Annotated in this window: 17 protein-coding genes and 2 pseudogenes; 13 read left to right on the plus strand and 6 right to left on the minus strand. The window is 54.0% G+C overall.

Going from position 1 to position 21,322, the window contains the following annotated elements:
• Positions 1-23: 23 nt before the first annotated feature.
• The 3 genes from C3432_RS16245 to sstT all read left to right on the plus strand — a co-directional run bounded on the left by C3432_RS16245 (position 24) and on the right by sstT (position 3,721).
• A complete protein-coding gene (locus C3432_RS16245) occupies positions 24-1,022 on the plus strand; it encodes a Gfo/Idh/MocA family protein (RefSeq protein ID WP_103777587.1) in 999 nt (332 codons plus the stop codon).
• 275 nt (positions 1,023-1,297) lie between these two features.
• Positions 1,298-2,266 (plus strand): TerC family protein, encoded by a 969-nt coding sequence (locus tag C3432_RS16250; RefSeq protein ID WP_103777588.1) that lies wholly within the window; start codon positions 1,298-1,300, stop codon positions 2,264-2,266.
• 210 nt (positions 2,267-2,476) lie between these two features.
• Positions 2,477-3,721: a serine/threonine transporter SstT gene (gene sstT, locus C3432_RS16255; RefSeq protein ID WP_103777589.1), complete on the plus strand. Its 1,245-nt coding sequence runs from the start codon at positions 2,477-2,479 to the stop codon at positions 3,719-3,721.
• 21 nt (positions 3,722-3,742) lie between these two features.
• On the opposite strand, the gene C3432_RS16260 is transcribed toward sstT, so the two are convergent.
• The 3 genes from C3432_RS16260 to uxaC form a co-directional block, all read right to left on the minus strand.
• Entirely contained in the window at positions 3,743-4,297 is a 555-nt protein-coding gene (locus C3432_RS16260) for a YgjV family protein (RefSeq protein ID WP_103777590.1), read from the minus strand.
• Between the two features lie 207 nt (positions 4,298-4,504).
• The gene (locus C3432_RS16265) at positions 4,505-5,992 is read right to left on the minus strand and encodes a UxaA family hydrolase (protein WP_103777591.1); all 1,488 of its coding nucleotides are present in this window, start codon (positions 5,990-5,992) and stop codon (positions 4,505-4,507) included.
• 14 nt (positions 5,993-6,006) lie between these two features.
• Positions 6,007-7,419 (minus strand): glucuronate isomerase, encoded by a 1,413-nt coding sequence (gene uxaC, locus C3432_RS16270; RefSeq protein ID WP_103777592.1) that lies wholly within the window; start codon positions 7,417-7,419, stop codon positions 6,007-6,009.
• Positions 7,420-7,891: 472 nt separating this feature from the next.
• On the opposite strand from uxaC, the gene C3432_RS16275 reads away from it, so the two are divergent.
• The 10 genes from C3432_RS16275 (at position 7,892) to C3432_RS16320 (ending at position 14,855) form a co-directional block, all read left to right on the plus strand.
• Entirely contained in the window at positions 7,892-9,193 is a 1,302-nt protein-coding gene (locus C3432_RS16275) for an MFS transporter (RefSeq protein WP_103777593.1), read from the plus strand.
• A 132-nt stretch (positions 9,194-9,325) separates the two neighbouring features.
• Positions 9,326-10,102, plus strand: coding sequence for a transcriptional regulator ExuR (gene exuR / locus C3432_RS16280; protein WP_103777594.1), 777 nt, complete (start codon positions 9,326-9,328; stop codon positions 10,100-10,102).
• A gap of 350 nt (positions 10,103-10,452) precedes the next feature.
• On the plus strand, positions 10,453-11,115 hold the full coding sequence (gene yqjA, locus C3432_RS16285) for a DedA family general envelope maintenance protein YqjA (RefSeq protein ID WP_103777595.1): 663 nt from the start codon (positions 10,453-10,455) through the stop codon (positions 11,113-11,115).
• A 3-nt stretch (positions 11,116-11,118) separates the two neighbouring features.
• A complete protein-coding gene (gene mzrA, locus C3432_RS16290) occupies positions 11,119-11,502 on the plus strand; it encodes an EnvZ/OmpR regulon moderator MzrA (protein ID WP_103777596.1) in 384 nt (127 codons plus the stop codon).
• Between the two features lie 147 nt (positions 11,503-11,649).
• The gene (locus C3432_RS16295) at positions 11,650-12,018 is read left to right on the plus strand and encodes a DUF1090 domain-containing protein (RefSeq protein ID WP_103777597.1); all 369 of its coding nucleotides are present in this window, start codon (positions 11,650-11,652) and stop codon (positions 12,016-12,018) included.
• A 36-nt stretch (positions 12,019-12,054) separates the two neighbouring features.
• Positions 12,055-12,360, plus strand: coding sequence for a DUF883 family protein (locus tag C3432_RS16300; RefSeq protein ID WP_103777598.1), 306 nt, complete (start codon positions 12,055-12,057; stop codon positions 12,358-12,360).
• 2 nt (positions 12,361-12,362) lie between these two features.
• Positions 12,363-12,767 (plus strand): phage holin family protein, encoded by a 405-nt coding sequence (locus C3432_RS16305; protein ID WP_103777599.1) that lies wholly within the window; start codon positions 12,363-12,365, stop codon positions 12,765-12,767.
• Positions 12,757-13,053 carry a YqjK-like family protein gene (locus C3432_RS16310; RefSeq protein WP_103777600.1) on the plus strand — a complete coding sequence of 99 codons (297 nt, stop codon included), beginning with the start codon at positions 12,757-12,759 and terminating at the stop codon, positions 13,051-13,053. The genes C3432_RS16305 and C3432_RS16310 overlap by 11 nt, the downstream gene beginning before the upstream one ends.
• A gap of 237 nt (positions 13,054-13,290) precedes the next feature.
• A complete protein-coding gene (locus C3432_RS16315) occupies positions 13,291-13,683 on the plus strand; it encodes a DoxX family protein (RefSeq protein WP_181012933.1) in 393 nt (130 codons plus the stop codon).
• A 173-nt stretch (positions 13,684-13,856) separates the two neighbouring features.
• Positions 13,857-14,855, plus strand: coding sequence for a glutathione S-transferase family protein (locus C3432_RS16320; protein ID WP_103777601.1), 999 nt, complete (start codon positions 13,857-13,859; stop codon positions 14,853-14,855).
• 116 nt (positions 14,856-14,971) lie between these two features.
• Here the strand turns inward: C3432_RS16320 and C3432_RS28375 are convergent.
• The 3 genes and pseudogenes from C3432_RS28375 to C3432_RS28555 form a co-directional block, all read right to left on the minus strand.
• A pseudogene (locus tag C3432_RS28375) lies at positions 14,972-15,214 on the minus strand (hypothetical protein); the annotation flags it as partial.
• Between the two features lie 56 nt (positions 15,215-15,270).
• A pseudogene (locus tag C3432_RS16330) lies at positions 15,271-17,229 on the minus strand (autotransporter domain-containing protein); the annotation flags it as partial.
• A complete protein-coding gene (locus C3432_RS28555; protein ID WP_103777603.1) occupies positions 17,180-21,313 on the minus strand; it encodes a BigA/YdbA N-terminal beta-barrel domain-containing protein in 4,134 nt (1,377 codons plus the stop codon). The gene C3432_RS28555 and the pseudogene C3432_RS16330, both read right to left, overlap by 50 nt.
• Positions 21,314-21,322 lie beyond the last annotated feature (9 nt).

Consider the following 21,322-nt stretch of genomic DNA (forward strand, 5'->3'; position numbering starts at 1 on the left):
CTTTATGGAGCACGAAGGCATTTATGATACGTTTCGCAGTGATTGGCACAAACTGGATCACCCGCCAGTTTGTGGATGCCGCCCATGAAACCGGCAGATATAAGCTAACCGCAGTTTACTCCCGCAGCCTTGAACAGGCGCAGAGTTTCGCTAATGATTACCTCGTCGAACACCTGTTTACCTCGCTGGACGAGATGGCGCAAAGCGATGCGATTGATGCGGTGTACATTGCCAGCCCGAATTCCCTGCACTTTCCGCAAACTCAGCTATTCCTCAGTCATAAGAAGCATGTCATTTGCGAGAAACCGCTGGCATCAAATCTGGCGGAAGTCGAGGCGGCTATCGCCTGTGCCCGTGAAAATCAGGTGGTGCTGTTTGAGGCCTTTAAAACCGCCAGCCTGCCTAACTTCCTGCTGCTACAGCAGTCACTGACGAAAGTGGGCCCCCTGCGCAAAGCATTCCTCAACTACTGTCAGTACTCCTCTCGTTATCAGCGCTATCTGGACGGTGAAAACCCAAATACCTTCAACCCAGCCTTCTCCAACGGCTCGATTATGGATATCGGTTTTTACTGTCTGGCTTCAGCGGTAGCGCTATGGGGTGAACCGCGTGGCGTACAGGCTTGCGCCAGCCTGCTGGAGAGCGGCGTTGATGCCCACGGCGTGGTGGTGATGGATTACGGTGATTTCAGCGTCACCCTGCAGCATTCCAAAGTGAGTGACTCGGTACTGGCAAGCGAGATTCAGGGAGAAGCCGGTTCCCTGGTTATTGAAAAGCTCTCCGAATGCCAGAAAGTGTGTTTCGTGCCGCGTGGCGGGAAAACGCAGGAGCTCACCCAACCTCAGCACATCAATACTATGCTGTATGAGGCTGAGGCCTTCGCCCAACGGGTGGAAACCAATGAGGTCAATCATCCCGGTATTGCAGTGAGCCGTATTACCGCGAAGCTGTTAACGGAAATCCGTCGCCAGACCGGCGTGGTTTTCCCGGCAGACAGCGTGAATCCCGAGGCCACTGCGTAAAACAATGTAAAAGAGATGTAACAGGCCATTGACTGGATCGATGGCCTGTCATATTTTGTTCCCCGCAAAGGGGAGTAACTTCATTGCCGGTCGATCGTCATTACGATGTGTGAAAAAAAACACATCCGGTCACCGGGCAACAAAACAGGAATGCGACACCGTATTCCTTTCTTGTTGTAAGTGAGACCTTGCCGGAAGGCGAGGTCTATGCATAGAAAAAGCAGCGGCTGACGTCTTCTGACGTTGGTCGTTTTTTTTATGTGTAAGGAAATTCTATGAATACTGTCGGCACACCGTTGTTATGGGGCGGATTCGCAGTCGTTGTGGTGATTATGCTGGCTATCGACCTTCTGCTCCAGGGACGTCGCGGCGCGCAAACCATGTCGATGAAACAGGCAGCGGTATGGTCCCTGGTCTGGGTGACGCTCTCATTACTGTTCAACGCCGCGTTCTGGTGGTACCTGGCTGAAACCCAGGGACGAGCCGTGGCAGATCCGCAAGCGCTGGCGTTCCTCACCGGCTATCTGATCGAGAAATCTCTGGCGGTTGATAACGTCTTTGTCTGGCTGATGCTGTTCAGCTACTTCTCCGTACCGCCTGCGCTACAACGCCGGGTGCTGGTGTACGGCGTACTGGGTGCGATCGTCCTGCGTACTATCATGATCTTTGCGGGAAGCTGGCTTATCACCCAGTTCGAATGGATGTTGTACGTGTTTGGCGCCTTCCTGTTGTTCACCGGCGTGAAGATGGCGCTGGCAAAAGAGGATGAATCCGGTATTGGCGACAAACCCCTGGTTCGCTGGCTGCGAAGCCACCTGCGCATGACCGACACCATTGAAAACGAACACTTCTTCGTGCGTAAAAAGGGGCTTCTGTTCGTCACGCCGCTGATGCTGGTGCTGATTCTGGTTGAGCTGAGTGACGTGATTTTCGCCGTCGACAGCATTCCGGCGATCTTCGCGGTCACCACCGACCCGTTCATCGTCCTGACCTCCAACCTGTTTGCCATTCTCGGTCTGCGTGCGATGTATTTCCTGTTGGCCGGTGTGGCGGAGCGTTTCTCGATGCTCAAATATGGTCTGTCGCTGATTCTGATGTTTATTGGTATCAAAATGCTGATTGTCGACTTCTACCATATTCCTGTTGCCATTTCGCTGGGCGTGGTGTTTGGCATTCTGACGCTGACGCTTATCGTCAACGCATGGGTCAACCATCAGCACGATAAAAAACAGCAGAAGCAGTAATCCACTGGCCGGGGAGCGCTAAGCTTACCCGGCCCTGAATGTGAAAAATCAGTTAAAAACCATGACACAAAGCGTAAATTTTAGCACTTTACGCTTCCCCAATAGTGATCTTTCCTTATACTCATTCAGGCAAACACTTTGTTACATCCAGAAAGATGCGTCCACAGAACGCACAAAGGATGAGCAACAACACAATAAAAGGATCATCAAATGACTACGCAACGCTCGTCGGGGCTGCTCTGGCGTTTGGCTCAGGGAAGCCTGGTTAAACAAATTCTGGTGGGTCTGGTACTGGGGATTTTACTGGCGCTGGTTTCTAAACCGGCAGCAGAAGCCGTTGGTTTACTCGGTACGTTGTTCGTCGGGGCTTTAAAAGCCGTGGCGCCGATACTGGTATTAATGCTGGTCATGGCGTCAATCGCCAACCATCAGCAAGGACAAAAAACCAATATCCGTCCTATTCTGTTTCTCTATCTGCTGGGGACGTTCTCCGCAGCGCTCACCGCTGTTGTATTCAGCTTCGCCTTCCCTTCAACGCTGCATCTGACCAGCAGTGCGACAGATATCGTGCCGCCATCCGGTATCGTTGAAGTTCTGCACGGCCTGCTGCTGAGCATGGTGGCGAACCCGATCGCTGCCCTGCTTAACGCCAACTATATCGGCATTCTGGTGTGGGCTGTGGGGTTAGGTTTTGCGTTGCGTCACGGTAATGAAACGACCAAAAATCTGGTTAATGATATGGCGAACGCCGTCACCTTTATGGTGAAACTGGTGATTCGTTTTGCGCCGATTGGTATCTTTGGCCTGGTCTCTTCGACACTCGCCACCACAGGTTTTGAGACACTGTGGGGCTATGCGCAGCTGCTGCTGGTGCTGATTGGCTGTATGGCTCTGGTGGCGCTGGTTATCAACCCGCTGTTGGTATTCTGGAAGATTCGCCGTAACCCCTATCCGCTGGTTCTGGCCTGTCTGCGTGAGAGTGGCGTCTATGCTTTCTTCACCCGCAGCTCCGCCGCCAATATTCCCGTCAATATGGCGCTGTGTGAAAAACTGAATCTCGATCGCGATACTTATTCCGTTTCTATCCCGCTGGGGGCGACCATCAACATGGCCGGGGCCGCGATCACGATCACCGTATTAACGCTGGCTGCGGTTCATACGCTGGGCGTGCCTGTGGATCTCCCGACGGCCCTGTTGTTAAGCGTGGTGGCATCATTGTGCGCCTGCGGCGCATCAGGCGTTGCGGGGGGGTCGCTGCTGCTGATCCCACTGGCGTGCAATATGTTTGGCATTCCTAACGATATCGCCATGCAGGTGGTCGCGGTCGGCTTTATTATCGGCGTACTGCAGGACTCCTGTGAAACCGCGTTGAACTCCTCCACCGACGTATTGTTTACCGCCGCAGCCTGTCAGGCTGAAGACGAACGTCTGGCAAACAACGCTCTGAGTAGCTAACTCACGCCTCTTCTCCCTCCGTTAACGTGCGGAGGGAGACTCTTCCTGGGCACTTTTTTCAATTTTGAAGGGATCGATTCCGCGTCGTTTCATGCGCCAGAAACGAATGATGTTCAGACCATTCATCACCAAAAAACTGCCCTCAATCATCGTGCCGCCAATTGAGCCCAGCCAGAAATTGTGAACCACCCAGCAGGCTGTCGCGCACCACATCACGCAGCGAACGGTTAACCCCTTACAGCGGAACAGCGCCCAGGTACTGGCGAGCGTCCCGATAATGGGCAAGATTTCCATCGCGTGCTGTAGCTTCGCCAGCCCAAGCACCAGCGTCAGGATGATAAACACGACCATCACCCACAGTCTGCGGGTACGCATCGACACCAGCGTGCGTATGGTATTCAGCCCGGCGCTCATGCCCGCCGGATACGCCCCCATCAGAAAGAAGTGCACGCCGATGATGGCGCTATAGACAGCAAGCTGCAACCTGAAGCGACGTTCATCGCGGTTGAAAAAGGTGGTAATACCGATCAAAAAGGCGATGACACCTACGCCCTGGGCCAGCCAATACGCGGTCATGGAAGATCCTTGTCAGGAAATAAAAATACAAACGGCGCTCCATGTCAGGATACGCCGTTTTTTAATTCCACCTTAAGCGGTTTTACCCAAAAGATTTTGTGCCACAGCAAGGCGGCAAGTTCGCTCATCCCCGGAAACTTACATGAGTAAGTCACCGGGGTGGGCGAACGCAGACAACACCGCTGCGGTGCACAAAATGAAGGGTAATTATAGCGTCACGCCGCTCTTAAAAATTGCCAGTTCACGGAAGTCATTACGCTCGTTACAGGTCTGCTTGCCATTGGCAAACCCGACGATCGTATCAACAAACTCGCTCAGCAGCTGCGGCATGGCTTTACCGTGGATCAACTGCCCGGCGTCAAAGTCGATCCAGTGTTTTTTCTTCGCTGCCAGCTCACTGTTGGTGGCAATTTTCACCGTCGGCACAAAACCGCCGTATGGCGTCCCGCGTCCGGTACTGAACAGCACCATGTGGCAGCCAGCTCCCGCCAGGGCGCTGGTCGCAACCGCATCGTTACCCGGCGCGCTGAGCAGATTCAGGCCGTGGGTCTTCAGGCGTTCGCCATAGCGCAGTACGTCCACCACCTGGCTGGAGCCCGCTTTTTGCGTGCAGCCCAGAGATTTATCTTCCAGCGTGGTGATCCCGCCCGCTTTGTTACCCGGCGACGGGTTCTCATAAATGGGCTGCTCATGGGCAATGAAGTACTGTTTGAAATCATTCACCATGGTAACCAGCTTGCCGAAGGTTTCTTCGTCACGACACTGGCTCATTAGCAGTTGTTCAGCGCCGAACATTTCCGGCACTTCCGTCAGCACGGTGGTGCCGCCATTTGCAATCACGTAGTCAGAGAAACGTCCGAGCATTGGGTTGGCGGTGATCCCGGATAACCCGTCAGAACCGCCGCACTCAAGACCAAACTTCAGTTCGCTCAGCTTGCCCGGTTCGCGTTTGTCCTGACGCATCACATCGTACAACTGATGAAGGTGTTCAATCCCCGCTTCAACCTCATCATCCTGGTGCTGGCAAACCATAAAGTGCACGCGCGCAGGATCGAAGTCACCCAGCGTCTCACGGAAAGCATCAACCTGGTTGTTTTCGCAGCCCAGGCCAACCACCAGCACAGCCCCCGCATTCGGATGACGGACCATGTTTTGCAGCATCGTCCGGGTGTTGATGTGATCGTCCCCCAGCTGTGAGCAGCCGTAGGTGTGGCTGAAGAGGTGAACGCCGTCAATACCTTCGGCGTCATTCGTCTCTTTCAGAAAACGGGTCTGCATCTGACGTGCCATTGCGTTGACGCAACCCACCGTTGGCAGGATCCACAGCTCATTGCGCACCCCCACATCCCCGTTCGCACGACGATAGATCTGAACCTCACGATCGGCCGCCTGGGCAGCAAGATCCTGAAAATCGGGTTGATAGCTATACTCGTCCAAATCACTCAGATTGGTGCGGGTGTTATGGGCGTGAATATGTTCACCTGCCGTAATATCCGTCAGGGCATGACCAATCGGCTGACCATACTTGATGACGTTTTCATCACGCGCAATGTCGCTCAGCGCAAATTTGTGCCCGCGCGCGACGTCCTGAAGAAGCGTGACGGTTTGGTTATCGACGCTCACCTGAGTACCCTGCGCCAAATCGGCCAGCGCTACCGCAACGTTATCCTGCGCATGGATCTTGATGTATAGCATATCAACCCCGGACCTTAGTTCAGTTCAATGGCGAAGTAATCACGCGCATTGTTAAAGCAAATATTTTTCACCATCTCACCCAGCAGCTGAATGTCGGCAGGCGCTTCACCCGCGGCAACCCAACGGCCAATCATCTGACACAGAATGCGCCGGAAATATTCGTGACGGGTGTAAGACAGGAAGCTACGGCTGTCGGTTAGCATCCCCACAAAGCGGCTCAGCAGACCAAGCTGCGCCAGCTGGGTCATCTGACGTTCCATACCGTCTTTCTGATCGTTAAACCACCAGCCGGAACCGAACTGCATCTTGCCCGGCATCCCTTCCCCCTGGAAGTTGCCAATCATGGTTCCCAGCACTTCGTTATCGCGCGGGTTCAGGCAGTACAGAATGGTTTTCGGCAGCAGATTCTCTTCGTTCTGCTTGCTGAGCAGTCTGGACAACTCTTCCGCCATCGGACGGTCGTTGATAGAGTCGAAACCAACGTCCGGCCCCAGCAGTTTGAACTGACGCTGGTTGTTGTTACGCAACGCACCAATATGGTACTGCTGCACCCACTCACGGCGTGCATATTCAGCGCCCAGGAATACCAGAACGGCCGTTTTGAACTGCGCCACTTCGCGCTCGCTCAGGGTTTCACCCGCCAGGCGACGCGCCAGAATGCTGTCCAGTTCAGCTTCATTCGCTTCGGCAAACATCACCACATCGAGCGCGTGATCGGAGACTTTACAGCCGTGAGCGGCAAAGTGATCCAGGCGTCTGGTCAGTGCGGTTTGCAGGTCGACGAAGCGACGAATCTCGGTATCAGAAACCTCACCCAGTTTCGCCATGTAATCGTTAAAGGTTGCCTGCTCAATATTGAAGGCTTTATCCGGACGCCAGCTCGGCAGCACTTTGATGGAGAAAGTGCTGTCTTTCGCAACCGATGCATGGTGCTCCAGAGAGTCGATCGGATCGTCGGTAGTACCGACCATCTTCACGTTCATCTGCTGCATGATGCCGCGTGCGGAGAACGTATCCTGCGCCAGCAGTTCATTGCACCGATCCCAGATCGCATCCGCTGTAGACGGAGAAAGCAATTCGCCTGTGATACCAAACGGACGGCGCAGTTCGAGGTGCGTCCAGTGATATAACGGGTTACCAATCGTATGCGGTACGGTCGCCGCCCACGCGTCAAATTTCTCGCGATCGGAAGCATCCCCGGTACACAGACGTTCAGCAACGCCGTTGGTACGCATTGCACGCCATTTGTAATGATCGCCTTTCAGCCAGATGTCATACAGATTGTTGAAACGGTAATTTTCCGCGATCTGCTGGGGCGGCAGATGGCAGTGGTAATCGAAAATAGGCTGGTCTTTGGCGTAGTCATGGTACAGACGGCGGGCAAATTCGGTATCTAACAGAAAATCTTCAGTCATAAACGGGGTCATTATCGTCTTCCTCTCAACGAGTGCGTCTGATTGCTTATGGTGCGATGCTGACAAAGTTATCACACCAATTTCCATAGTCAGAGGATATTTTCGTGAGATAGATCAATAAATGCCAACAAATTAATTACGCGCAAAGAGGTAAACAACCTCCCAGACCGCGCCAATTCTGGCGTTATCTAATCGAAATAATGACCCTGCTAAGAATCACACTTTTGTGATGGCACTCACCTTTTAAAGTTGTATGACAAGTTATCTTTCTGCCGTCGCGATACATAAGCCGACCGAATAAAAAAGTTACCGATGATTCAGCATCGGATTGACCGGTAAGGAAACCGAATTAGCACAATTAAATTAATGGCAACGTTCGGGCGTACCGGTTTTTTTCGGTTACCCCGTCGTAAATAACCTCCCCGCGCCCTGGCTGGGGGATGACCGCATTCCTTGCGGAAATAACAAAACGATGAGGTTTTCCATGCGTAAAATTAAAGGGTTACGTTGGTATATGATTGCACTGGTGACGCTTGGCACCGTGCTGGGTTACCTGACGCGTAACACTGTGGCGGCAGCTGCGCCGACTCTGATGGAAGAGTTGCACATCTCCACCCAACAGTATTCCTATATCATCGCGGCCTATTCTGCTGCTTACACCATTATGCAACCCGTTGCCGGTTACGTACTTGACGTTCTGGGTACGAAAGTCGGCTACGCGATGTTCGCCGTCCTGTGGGCCGTCTTCTGCGGCGCAACGGCGCTGGCAGGGAGCTGGGGCGGTCTGGCGCTGGCACGTGGCGCAGTGGGTGCCGCGGAAGCGGCGATGATCCCGGCGGGACTGAAGGCCAGTTCTGAATGGTTCCCGGCAAAAGAACGTTCCATTGCTGTAGGCTACTTCAACGTGGGTTCTTCCATTGGTGCGATGATCGCGCCGCCACTGGTAGTCTGGGCTATCGTCATGCACAGCTGGCAAATGGCGTTCATTATTTCTGGTGCTCTGAGCTTCATCTGGGCAATGGCGTGGCTGATTTTCTATAAACACCCGCGCGACCAGAAAAAACTGACCGATGAAGAACGTGACTACATCCTGAATGGTCAGGAAGCGCAGCACAAAAACGGTAGTAAAAAGAAAATGTCCGTCGGGCAGATCCTGCGTAACCGCCAGTTCTGGGGCATCGCGCTGCCGCGCTTTCTCGCAGAACCGGCCTGGGGTACCTTCAACGCGTGGATCCCGCTGTTCATGTTTAAAGTCTACGGCTTTAACCTGAAAGAAATTGCCATGTTCGCCTGGATGCCTATGCTGTTTGCCGACCTCGGCTGCATTCTCGGGGGTTACCTGCCGCCGCTGTTCCAGCGCTGGTTTGGCGTGAACCTGATTGTTTCCCGTAAGATGGTCGTGACCATGGGCGCGCTGTTGATGATTGGCCCAGGGATGATCGGCCTGTTTACCAGCCCGTATATCGCCATTGCCCTGCTGTGCGTGGGTGGCTTTGCTCACCAGGCGCTGTCCGGCGCACTGATTACGCTCTCTTCTGACGTCTTTGGTCGTAACGAAGTGGCGACGGCGAACGGTCTGACCGGGATGTCCGCCTGGCTGGCGAGCACACTGTTCGCACTGGTGGTTGGCGCCCTGGCGGATACCATTGGCTTCAGCCCGCTGTTCGCGGTGCTGGCGGTGTTTGACCTGCTCGGGGCGTTGGTTATCTGGACGGTGCTGCAAAACAAACCCGCCAGCGAGATCGATCCCAGTCCACATACCCACGATCCTGCCACGCAAAATTGACCTGACACAGTAAGTGATTAATTACCGCGATAGCCGCCTGTTAACAGGCGGCTTTTTCGTCTTCCCGGGTGGAGCCAGACTCGCTAAAGTGGTATAACAAATATAGTCTGCCGTATCATGCCTGGAGCGCATATGGAAATCACTGAACCACGACGTTTATACCAACAACTTGCTGCTGATCTGAAAGAGCGCATTGAACAGGGAGTCTACCTTGTAGGTGACAAACTCCCCGCCGAGCGCTTTATCGCCGACGAAAAAAACGTCAGCCGCACCGTGGTTCGCGAAGCCATCATCATGCTCGAAGTAGAAGGGTTCGTGGAGGTTCGCAAAGGTTCCGGGATCCACGTCATTTCAAATCAATCGCGTCATCAGCAGACAACCGACGAATCCCTTGAGTTTGCCAATTATGGTCCTTTCGAGCTGCTTCAGGCCCGTCAACTTATTGAAAGCAACATTGCCGAATTTGCCGCCACGCAGGTCACCAAGCAAGACATCATGAAATTGATGACGATTCAGGAACAAGCGCGCAACGAAAAATGCTTCCGCGACTCAGAATGGGACCTGCAGTTCCATATCCAGGTCGCGCTGGCCACGCAAAACTCCGCGCTGGCCGCTATCGTGGAAAAAATGTGGACTCAGCGTAGCCATAACCCCTACTGGAAGAAGCTGCACGAGCATATCGATTCACGTACCGTCGATAACTGGTGCGATGACCACGACCAGATCCTTAAAGCCCTGATCCGCAAAGATCCCAATGCGGCAAAGCTGGCGATGTGGCAGCACCTTGAGAATACAAAAATCATGTTGTTTAACGAAACCAGCGATGATTTCGAGTTCAACGCGGATCGCTATCTTTTTACCGAAAACCCGGTCGTTAATCTCGATACCGCCGCCAATGGGATGAAATAAATATTCTTCTTCCGACAGGCGCGCCGTTGCGCCTGTTGGCGGTATTTCAGTAAGCATTAGGTATAAAGTGTCAGCCTGTGTAAATCCTCTCGCCACCCCTCTTTGCGATCAGCAAAATCAGACGCCAGGGACATGTAATTTCTATAACGGACTACGTTGACCTTTGTTACAATTGGATGCACTTTGAATTTATGCTTGTTAGTACTTGCTTACTTCTCAATTTCACAAGGAATAGTTCAGGCCGCGAATTTGCGCCTTCCCGCACTCCAGCTAAAAATCATTAATAATGATGCGGCAATGCAAACTCCCTATACCGGCGTGACGTTAACCAATTCGACCTGGAACACTGAATGGAACTTTTGACCCAATTACTGCATGCCCTGTGGGCGCAGGATTTTGAAACGCTGGCCAACCCTTCAATGATTGGCATGCTCTACTTTGTTTTGTTTATGATTTTGTTTCTGGAAAACGGGTTGCTTCCTGCGGCCTTTTTACCCGGCGATAGTTTACTGGTTCTGGTGGGCGTATTGATCTCCAAAGGGGCGATGGGATTTCCGCAAACGGTCCTGCTCCTGACCACCGCGGCCAGCCTCGGCTGTTGGCTTAGCTATATTCAGGGGCGATGGCTGGGCAACACCCGTATCGTACAAAACTGGTTGTCACACCTGCCCGCGCACTATCATCAACGCGCACATCACCTTTTTCATAAGCATGGCCTGTCGGCGCTGTTGATTGCCCGCTTTATCGCCTTCGTCAGAACGCTGCTGCCGACGATTGCCGGGCTATCCGGACTCAACAATGCACGCTTTCAGTTCTTTAACTGGATGAGCGGTTTGCTATGGGTGCTGATTCTGACCACGCTGGGCTATCTGTTAGGTAAGACGCCGGTATTCCAGAAATATGAAGATCAGCTGATGTCCTGCCTGATGCTGCTCCCGGTGGTGCTGCTGATATTTGGACTGGCGGGTTCACTGGTCGTGCTGTGGAAAAAGAAATTCGGGGATCGGGGATAACGTATGCTGAAACCACGCATCACGCTCCGACAACTGGCCTGGACCACCTCCTTTCTGATGCTGATTGGCGTCATGCTACTGGCCTGGTCAGCCATTCGCCAGCAGGAATCGACGCTGGCTATTCGCGCCGTTAATCAGGGTGCGGCAATGCCGGATGGATTCTCCATCTGGCACCATCTTGATGCCAACGGCATTCGTTTTAAAAGTATCACTCCGCAAGATGACGCCCTGCTAATCACCTTCGACTCCAGCACGCAAAGCGCTGCCGCAAAGGTCGTTCTCGACAAGACGCTGCCACAGGGTTATATCATCGCCCAACAGGATGATGACAGTCAGGCCGTCCAGTGGCTGACCCGTTTACGGGACAGCTCTCACCGCTTCGGATAATGACCAGGAATCCGAATCATATCACTCACTTTGGTGATTTCGCTGATTTATGGCTATGATTGATAAGACGGCGAGATTGTTCGCCGCTTTATCATCTGGATCATCGATCCCCTCATTTGGGTTCGAGTCACAACGGAAGGTTCAAGAATGAAATACCGCATCGCTTTAGCTATTACCCTTTTCACTCTCAGTGCTGGCAGCTACGCTAATACCCTTTGTCAGGAAAAAGAGCAGGATATCCAGAAGGAAATCAGCTACGCCGAAAAGCACAATAACCAGAATCGCATTAACGGTCTGAAAAAAGCGCTCAGCGAAGTCCAGGCCCATTGTACTGACAGCAAGCTGCGTGCTGACCACCAGGAAAAAATCGCCGAGCAGAAAGAAGAAATCGCTGAACGTGAGCGTGATTTAGCCGAGGCGAAGCAAAAAGGCGATGCGGATAAAATTGCGAAACGCGAACGTAAGCTGGCTGAAGCTCAGGCAGAGCTAAAAGAACTTGAGGCCCGCGACTACTAAACCTAACGGTAACCCCTTACTCACCTGGAGAAAACTATGTCGAAAGATAACACGTCGGAACATCTGCGCGCTGAGTTGAAATCCCTGGCCGATACGCTTGAAGAGGTGCTGAGCTCCTCTGGCGATAAATCGAAAGAAGAGTTGAGTAAGATTCGTAGTAAGGCCGAACGCGCGCTGAAAGAGAGCCGCTATCGTCTGGGTGAAACCGGCGACGCCATTGCCAAACAGACCCGTGAAGCGGCGGCTCGCGCCGATGACTATGTGCGAGAAAATCCGTGGACTGGCGTAGGTATTGGCGCTGCCGTTGGCGTGGTGCTGGGCGTTCTGCTGTCGCGTCGTTAATCATGGCGGATACTCATCACACGCAAGGGCCCGGTAAAAGCGTTCTCGGAATCGGGCAGCGGATGGTTACCATTATTGTTGAAATGGTGGAAACCCGTCTGCGGCTGGCCGTCGTTGAGCTGGAAGAGGAGAAAGCGAACCTCTTCCAGATGCTGCTGATGCTGGGTCTCACCATGCTTTTTGCGGCTTTTGGGTTGATGAGCCTGATGGTGTTGATTATCTGGGCTATTGATCCGCAGTATCGTCTCAACGCGATGATTGCCACCACCGTCGTGCTGCTGGCTCTGGCGCTGACTGGCGGGTTATGGACATTGCGCAAAGCGCGCACGTCGACTCTGCTACGCCATACGCGTCATGAACTGGCAAACGACAGGCAAATTCTCGAGGAGGATAGCCGTGAGCGGTAAAGTCGAACGTGAACAGCGTAAGGCCCGACTGCTCAGTGAGATCCAGCAGCAAAGGCTGGATCTTGCAGCCAGCCGTCGCGACTGGCTGGAAACCACGGGTGCCTACGATCGCGGTTGGAACACGCTGCTCAGCCTGCGCTCCTGGGCGCTGGTCGGCAGTAGCGTGATGGCGGTCTGGACGATTCGTCACCCCAATATGCTCATCCGCTGGGCAAGGCGTGGTTTTGGCGTCTGGAGCGCCTGGCGTCTGGTGAAATCCACGCTCCGACAGCAGCAGCTGCGTTAATTTTCTTTTCGTTTTACGGCCCGATAGCGCTTTGCTTATCGGGCCGAAATCTGGCGATTAAGCCCACTCCCCTTCCGGTTATACCTCAAAATCTTTGAATAATATTGACAGTTTTCCTTGCTAACAATTCCCATAAGCCACGTTTATGATTCTCTCCATCGAACGCAACGACGCGCTACGCCGTGAAATTGCACAAAAAACAAAAACAGCCGCCTGAAGGGTTTCCTGGAGAGTAAGATGAAAAAATTAGAAGATGTTGGTGTACTGGTAGCGCGTATTCTGATGCCAATCCTGTTTATTACCGCGGGCTGGGGAAAAATCACCGGATATGCAGGGACCCAACAGTATATGGAGGCCATGGGCGTACCGGGATTCCTGCTGCCGCTGACCATTCTGCTTGAATTTGGCGGCGGTCTGGCGATTCTGTTTGGCTTCCTGACGCGTACTACCGCGCTGTTTACCGCAGGTTTCACCCTGCTGACCGCATTCATTTTCCACAGCAACTTTGCTGAAGGCGTGAACTCGCTGATGTTTATGAAAAACCTGACCATCGCTGGCGGCTTCCTGCTGCTGGGTATCACCGGTCCGGGTGCATTCAGTATCGACCGTCTGCTGAATAAAAAGTGGTAAGCACACTATACTGAAATAAAAAGCGAGGGGGCTGACCCCTCGTTTTTGCTATTAACACCCTTTGGATGTCGGGTGGCTTCGGGGCGGGCAAGAGTGGGACAAATTCGTCAGGAACGAATTTGAACAGCCAACAAAGAAGCAGCCTGAAACACGATGGGTACAGGAGAGAGAAAATGGGACAACTACTTGACGGCGTCTGGCATGACACCTGGTACGACACCAAATCCACCGGTGGCAAATTTCAGCGTTCTGCTTCGGCTTTCCGTAACTGGCTCACTTCTGACGGCGCGCCGGGTCCATCTGGCGAAGGGGGTTTTGCCGCCGAAAAAGACAGATATCATCTGTATGTCTCGCTCGCCTGTCCGTGGGCGCATCGCACGCTGATTCTGCGTAAACTCAAAGGTCTGGAGCCCTTTATCTCTGTCTCAGTGGTCAATCCACTGATGCTGGAAAATGGCTGGACCTTCAACGATGACTTTCCGGCGGCGACGGGCGACACGCTGTATCAGCATGAATTTCTCTATCAACTCTATCTGCACGCGGATCCGCACTACAGCGGTCGCGTCACCGTACCGGTTCTGTGGGACAAAAAGAATCACACCATCGTCAGCAATGAGTCTGCCGAAATCATCCGCATGTTTAACACCGCATTCGACGGGCTGGGCGCAAAGGCCGGGGATTACTACCCAACCGAACTGCGCGGTAAAATAGACGAGCTGAACAGCTGGATTTACGACAATGTGAATAACGGCGTTTATAAAGCCGGATTCGCAACCCGCCAGGCGGCTTATGATGAGGCAGTAGAAAATGTCTTTACCTCCCTGGCGCGTCTTGAGCAGATCCTGGGACAGCATCGCTATCTGACCGGCGATCGGTTAACAGAGGCGGATATTCGACTGTGGACAACGCTGGTGCGCTTTGATCCGGTCTATGTTACCCACTTTAAATGTGACAAGCACCGAATCAGCGATTACCTCAATCTTTACGGATTCCTGCGTGACATTTATCAGATGCCGGGCATTGCAGAGACCGTGAATTTTGACCACATCCGTAATCACTACTTCCGCAGTCATAAGACGATCAACCCAACGGGGATTATCTCTGTCGGTCCGTGGCAGGATCTCACCGAACCGCACGGGCGTGATATCCGTTGGGGTGATGACAACGCCTGAAATGCCCGATAGCGCAGGCCTGATCAATCGCACCGGTAAAACAGGCGTGACGCTCATCAGCAAAAAACCGCCGGAAATCACTCCGGCGGTTCTGCTTTTACCCACTCTGGCTGTTATCAGAAATGGTGTTTAACGTTCAGCATAAAGCCCTTGTCGCTGATGCCGTCTTCTTTCCAGCTGTACGCATCCACCCCCATCCGGGTGTTGTCTGAACTGTAGCTCACCCCGGCCTGCGCCATGCCGTTCACGCTGCCGCCTTTCTGACCGTCGTCAACGCCGAAACGCTGACCCGCTGCACCCTGCAGGGACGCCGTGCGGCTGCCCTTCGCGTAGCTCAGGTTCGGCCCGCCTTCCAGAGANAAAAAACCGCCGGAAATCACTCCGGCGGTTCTGCTTTTACCCACTCTGGCTGTTATCAGAAATGGTGTTTAACGTTCAGCATAAAGCCCTTGTCGCTGATGCCGTCTTCTTTCCAGCTGTACGCATCCACCCCCATCCGGGTGTTGTCTGAACTGTAGCTCACCCCGGCCTGCGCCATGCCGTTCACGCTGCCGCCTTTCTGACCGTCGTCAACGCCGAAACGCTGACCCGCTGCACCCTGCAGGGACGCCGTGCGGCTGCCCTTCGCGTAGCTCAGGTTCGGCCCGCCTTCCAGAGATGCCGTCGCCGCCCAGCCGTCTTTCCCGGCGTAGTTCAGCTTCAGACCCACCACCGAATCCACCGCCGTTTCCGTACTGCTGCTCATGCTCAGGTTGAAATCACCTGCCCCGCTCTCGCGGTACCCCTCTTCCGTGGTGTGACGCATTTTCAGTCCGGCAAACGGCGTTACCGTGAAACCGTCCTGCACGGTGAAGGTTTTCGCCCCTTCGGTACGGAACTCCAGGTACTGCTGACGGCTGTCCGCCTTCGCCGTTTTGCTGACGTCGCCGTACTCCACTGAGCGGTTGCTGTCGAGGTTATGCACGTCATAACGCAGGGCGTTGTTCCAGCTCAGACCGTTTTCACCCAGCGGCATACTGTGCTTCAGCCCGAAGAACTGGCTGTAGCCGCCGGTCACCCCGTTATCACCCGCCGTCGCGCTGCCGTTACCGTCCAGACGCGCGATACCGTACTCCATCGCCAGCGTCTGGTTGTCGCCAAAGCTCAGGCTCTGGCGCAGCGCCATCATGTCGTATTTCGTCTCGTTGCTCAGCTCAGCACGCTGGTCGCCCTTCGCCACCACGTTAAACGCCAGGCCGTTGCCGTTAACCGGGGCCGCATCCGCCAGCATATTAAAGCGGTTGCTCAGCACGCGGGCATCGCGGAACACGGTGCCGGCTTTGCTGCCGGAAATCTGCTTCATCGCGCTGTTCAGTTCCGCGGCGGTTTTCAGGTTCAGGCTGCTGAACAGCTCGTTACTGGTGTACGCGGCATCCAGCGCACCGGCAACACCGCTGACGCTGCTGTCGGTCACCACGTCAGTGTAGGCGTTTTTGGTCATGGTGACGTCCACGTTGCCGTTAGCGTCTTTCTGACCCTGCGCGCTCCACACCACGCTGGTGGATTTGATGTTCTGCTCGCCCTGAATATCTTTACCGACAAACACGTTGTCGAAGGTTTGGGTGGTGGCAGCCGTACCTGCGGTGAAGCCGGTATCCACGTCCACATCGCCCAGGTCAACATAGTCGGCGGTCAGCGTACCGGCGGTGCCGCTGGCGCTGGTGCCGATGGTGTACTGGCTGACGCTGGAGCGCAGGCCTTTACTCTGCACCGGGGCCGTCGGGTCAACCGGCAGGGTCCAGGAAGCCGCATGGATTTCCGTGCCGTTGCCGCCGGTGCCGCTACCTTCCACCGTCACGCCGGACTCTTTCACCAGGGCGCTGCCGGTGCCTTCCAGCAGCACCGTGCCGTTGTTGATGATGCGACCGTTAGCCCCCAGACGGCTGAAGGCGTAAGAGTCTTTGGCGTAGATATTAATCGCGCCGTTGTTCTCAATCACCGCATCAGCCGTGGCTTTCGCATCCAGCTGCATGGCAATCATGCCGCTGTTAACGTCAACCGTCTCTTCAGTCCCCAGGTTGATGGTGCCATTGTTGACCAGTTGGCTGGTGTTACTGCCCTTCATCCCGATGGCGCCGTTGCCGTGGAGATTAATGGTGCCGTCGTTCAGTGATTTGATGCCGCTGCTGCCTGTGGTATTAATGGCCACCGCGTTGTTGCCGGTACCCGCGGTAAAGTCCATCACGCCGCCGGTCTGGTTCCATATCCAGCCGGTCGTGGCAGAGGCGGTTCCGCCAGAGCGGACATTCACCATGGTGGCACCATTGCCGGTCATTGTTCCCTGGTTAATCACCACGCCGCCGCCAGAGTTCAGGTTGATGGCACCGCCGTTGGAAGCCTGGCTCATCTCTACGGCCTTTGTTGACAAAAGTACTCTTGCCAGCCAGGTACATGGCGTTGCTGACGGTATTCAACGTTACCGTCCCGGCAGTGTCGTTGGTAAATACCGACGAGTCACGCAGGNTGCCATTGTTGACCAGTTGGCTGGTGTTACTGCCCTTCATCCCGATGGCGCCGTTGCCGTGGAGATTAATGGTGCCGTCGTTCAGTGATTTGATGCCGCTGCTGCCTGTGGTATTAATGGCCACCGCGTTGTTGCCGGTACCCGCGGTAAAGTCCATCACGCCGCCGGTCTGGTTCCATATCCAGCCGGTCGTGGCAGAGGCGGTTCCGCCAGAGCGGACATTCACCATGGTGGCACCATTGCCGGTCATTGTTCCCTGGTTAATCACCACGCCGCCGCCAGAGTTCAGGTTGATGGCACCGCCGTTGGAAGCCTGGCTCATCTCTACGCTGCCTTTGTTGACAAAAGTACTCTTGCCAGCCAGGTACATGGCGTTGCTGACGGTATTCAACGTTACCGTCCCGGCAGTGTCGTTGGTAAATACCGACGAGTCACGCAGGTACATCAGCGTTGTATCACCACCGGAACCTGTCGGACCATTGGCGACAGTGCCGCTGTTCACCAGCGAGGTGGTGCCGGAAATATCAAAGCCCTGATTCATCATGCCGCTGTTTTTGACTTTAGCGCTGCCGGAGGTCTTCACCAGCCCGTTGATGGCGCCAGTGTTATTCAGGGTGCCCGATGTGACCTTCAGGGTCGGGGCGTTGTATTTTCCGCCGTTGAGGATGCCGTTGTTATTCACCACACCGCTGGCGTTAACGGTCACAGGTGCGCTGGTCGCTGCGCCGGTCTGGTTGTTATAGATGCCCTCGACTGTCAACGTTGAGGTGCCATCAACCGTGCCGGTATTTTTAACTGTTGAGCCTGATGCAACAATCGAACTATTAGCCAGCGTGGTACCGCCCAGGTCGGCGCCATCAGTCAGCTCCAGTGTCTCAAGGTCAGCGCTGTTATCCGCTGTTTCCGGTACGCCAGTGCCCAGATTAATCTGCCCACGGTTGATAATGCGGTTATTGACATTACCGTCGGAATAAAACGCCTGACCGTTCTCAGCATTGATATTAATCACACCGGTGGTGTCGTTAATGGCGGAACTACCGCCAGTCACGGCCATGCCAATTAATTGCGTATCCGCTGCAGGTGTTGTTCCGTTTGTACTCTCAAGGTTGATGGTGCCTTTATTGATCACAGAGCCGCCATCAAGGGCATACATCCCCACGCCAGAATCGTTGACGGTAATGGTGCCGTTATTCGTCGCGACTCCCTCGACTCCTGCAGCAATCATGCCGCCACCAATAGCAGAAAGACACGCTTTGTCAATGCTACACTGAAGCGTTAAGTCTTGCGTCGCAGAGTTTGCATTGTGAACAATCTTACCGTCGGTTTCGTTAGTCGCGATGCTATTTGGCCTCGCGCTTATTGCCCAGGTATTCCCTCCCGTCGCGGTTATTGTTCCACTATTAGATGCTTTTGCACCTGATCTTACTGACATCCCTGCTACGAAACTCTGTGGCCCAGTAGGATTAAAATCACTCGTATTACCATTTGCTTTCTTATCAGCTTTCTTATCGTTGATGACATTAATCTCACCAGTATTGATGAGTTGAGTATCATTATCCTCACCTGCTAAAGCGACAAATGTATACCCCACCCCTGACGGCAAACTTAACGGTGTTGTGTCCAGCGTCATGGAACCACGGTTCTCAGTTATAGCGCCGTTACCATTATAAACAACAGTGGTGGAAGCCCCGCCTGTGGCGGTGAACTTGACGTTACCTTTGTTAATAAATTTACTTTGGGCATCCGTAACCGAAACGGACTGACCAAAAATAGCCGCGCTATTAGCGTTATTTTCAGAAAGGATATCCAGCGTCGCCCCACTATCTAATATCAACGAACTGCCGCCAGATACGTCAGCAAATTGCATGTAACCATCACCTGCACTTCTACTCGTTAAGCTTGATGCCCCCTGAACAGTAACCTGGTTTCCGGCACCCATTGCCACAATACCGACCATATCCGGCGCAATGACCCAGTCGGATGTTTCTGTGGCACTGTTAAGATTGATACCATCTTTGACCACCACCGTATTGTTGGTTCCGCTAACATTCAGCCCTTTCACATGGTCCTGATAAGTGTTAGTCGCGCCTTTAATTGTGCCGTTATTAATCAATTCAGTGTGATAAGGCGTTGCATCGAGAGAAATTGATCCGGTCACCGTCACGTTATTAAAGGCTCCAGATACATCCAGACCGGTCATATCACGGCCAAACGGCACCGGATCGGCAGGAGAATTCGGATACGCCATCGGGTCGGTGCGGTTATCCTTCACGTTGATAGAGCCATCAACCAGAATGTTGGTGGCATTTTGTGCAGAGTCATTTTGCGACGAGACGACAACGCCGCGATAGCCCAGACCGTCTGCAAAGCGTAATGGCCCACTGAGTGAATCCTCAGTATTAGCGACAACATTCACTGTACCGGATAATTTAACATCCGCCGATGTGCCAGAAACATCCAGACCTGTTGCAGAGGTGTTAACATTCATCGCGCCTGTCAGCGTGACCTCGTTGTCATCACCAGCAACTATGACTCCAGTTGCCTGTTTACCGGTAATTGTAATTTCGTCAGACGTAAGGTTGACGATGTTGCCTCGCCCCGTCACTTTCAGACCGGTGGATAACTCGCCCACAACCATTTTACCGTCTTGATTTACAGTGTTACTGTCACCGCTGACGTTTGTTCCCGTAGCACCGCCGGTTATCGAACTCTCACCTTCGTTATTGATTTTGTTTTTATCACCGGTGACATCCACGCCGGTGGAGCCTGCCCCTGCTGCGCTGGTGCTGCCGGTGTTGTCGATCTCGTTGCCGTTACCCGCCACCTTCGTACCGGTAGCGCCGTCGGTGGCGCTGCTGGCACCTTCGTTATTGATTTTGTTTTTATCACCGGTCACGTCCACGCCGGTTGAGCCTTCTCCTGCTGCGCTGGTGCTGCCGGTGCTGTCGATCTCGTTCCCGTCGCCCGTGACTTTGGTGGCGGTGCCGCCAGCAGTCGCGCTGCTGTCGCCTTCGTTGCTGATTTTGTTTTTATCACCGGTCACGTCCACGCCGGTTGAGCCTTCGCCCGTGGCGCTGGTAGCGCCGGAGTTAGCGATCTCGTTGCCGTCGCCGTCCACTTTGGTGGCGGTACCGCCACCGGTGGCGCTGTTATCGCCCGGTACATCAATTTTGTTTTTGTCGCCGCTGATAATCGTGCCGGTTTCACCCGCCGCCCCCGCAGAGGAGTTGCCATCAACGGTTTTCTGCTGCCCGTCGCCGCTGATAACCTTCGTGTCCGGGCTTGCCWGGGTAAACGCCCCTGCGCTGTTGTACGACCAGAACAGGTTGTCAGCRCCGTAACTGCCCTGCATCACCAGGGTATTGTTGGCCTCTTTCAGGCCGGTCACGGTCAGGGTTTTCCCGTCCGGGGCGGTCAGCAGGTAGCCGTCGCCCTGTTTTGTAATGGCGAAGGTGGTATTGGTATAGGTGACGCCGTTCACGACCAGCGAGGCAAAGGTCAGGGTTTTTGCGCCCCGGTCAAGGGTGACGCCATTRTCGTAAACGGAGGTGGAGGTGTCAGGTATAACGGGGTCTACRGGCGTTACCGGATCGACGGGGTCCACCGGATCGACAGGCGTTACCGGGTCTACCGGATCCACGGGGTCTACAGGGTCAACCGGATCTACCGGGGGCTTGTTGTGCGAATTGTTATCATTGCTGTCGCTGTTAAGCGCGATGCCGACCGTGGCGGCCACGGCAGCGATACCGCCCACCGCCCAYGCCAGGTTCTGCTCTAAAACGCTTTCCGTGGCTTTCTGACACTCTGGCGACAGTCTGGCAAGTTCAGTCTGAGAAAGGCTGCTGATATTAGCAGGACACTGCTTTTTTTTGTCTTCATTGTCATTAAGTTCGGCGGCAAATGTATTACCGCTTAATGCCAGGGCAATACAAAATGAGATAGCTTTCCTTTGCATAATGTGACT

The organism is Citrobacter amalonaticus, from assembly GCF_002918555.1.
In the GTDB taxonomy this organism is placed as follows: Bacteria; Pseudomonadota; Gammaproteobacteria; order Enterobacterales; family Enterobacteriaceae; genus Citrobacter_C; species Citrobacter_C amalonaticus_A.

Bases quoted from the DNA above. Each gene is read 5' to 3' on its own strand.
- C3432_RS16245 (WP_103777587.1), top strand. From the start codon at position 24: ATGATACGTTTCGCAGTGATTGGCACAAACTGGATCACCCGCCAGTTT.
- C3432_RS16250 (WP_103777588.1), top strand. From the start codon at position 1,298: ATGAATACTGTCGGCACACCGTTGTTATGGGGCGGATTCGCAGTCGTT.
- sstT (WP_103777589.1), top strand. From the start codon at position 2,477: ATGACTACGCAACGCTCGTCGGGGCTGCTCTGGCGTTTGGCTCAGGGA.
- C3432_RS16260 (WP_103777590.1), bottom strand. From the start codon at position 4,297: ATGACCGCGTATTGGCTGGCCCAGGGCGTAGGTGTCATCGCCTTTTTG.
- C3432_RS16265 (WP_103777591.1), bottom strand. From the start codon at position 5,992: ATGCTATACATCAAGATCCATGCGCAGGATAACGTTGCGGTAGCGCTG.
- uxaC (WP_103777592.1), bottom strand. From the start codon at position 7,419: ATGACCCCGTTTATGACTGAAGATTTTCTGTTAGATACCGAATTTGCC.
- C3432_RS16275 (WP_103777593.1), top strand. From the start codon at position 7,892: ATGCGTAAAATTAAAGGGTTACGTTGGTATATGATTGCACTGGTGACG.
- exuR (WP_103777594.1), top strand. From the start codon at position 9,326: ATGGAAATCACTGAACCACGACGTTTATACCAACAACTTGCTGCTGAT.
- yqjA (WP_103777595.1), top strand. From the start codon at position 10,453: ATGGAACTTTTGACCCAATTACTGCATGCCCTGTGGGCGCAGGATTTT.
- mzrA (WP_103777596.1), top strand. From the start codon at position 11,119: ATGCTGAAACCACGCATCACGCTCCGACAACTGGCCTGGACCACCTCC.
- C3432_RS16295 (WP_103777597.1), top strand. From the start codon at position 11,650: ATGAAATACCGCATCGCTTTAGCTATTACCCTTTTCACTCTCAGTGCT.
- C3432_RS16300 (WP_103777598.1), top strand. From the start codon at position 12,055: ATGTCGAAAGATAACACGTCGGAACATCTGCGCGCTGAGTTGAAATCC.
- C3432_RS16305 (WP_103777599.1), top strand. From the start codon at position 12,363: ATGGCGGATACTCATCACACGCAAGGGCCCGGTAAAAGCGTTCTCGGA.
- C3432_RS16315 (WP_181012933.1), top strand. From the start codon at position 13,291: ATGAAAAAATTAGAAGATGTTGGTGTACTGGTAGCGCGTATTCTGATG.
- C3432_RS16320 (WP_103777601.1), top strand. From the start codon at position 13,857: ATGGGACAACTACTTGACGGCGTCTGGCATGACACCTGGTACGACACC.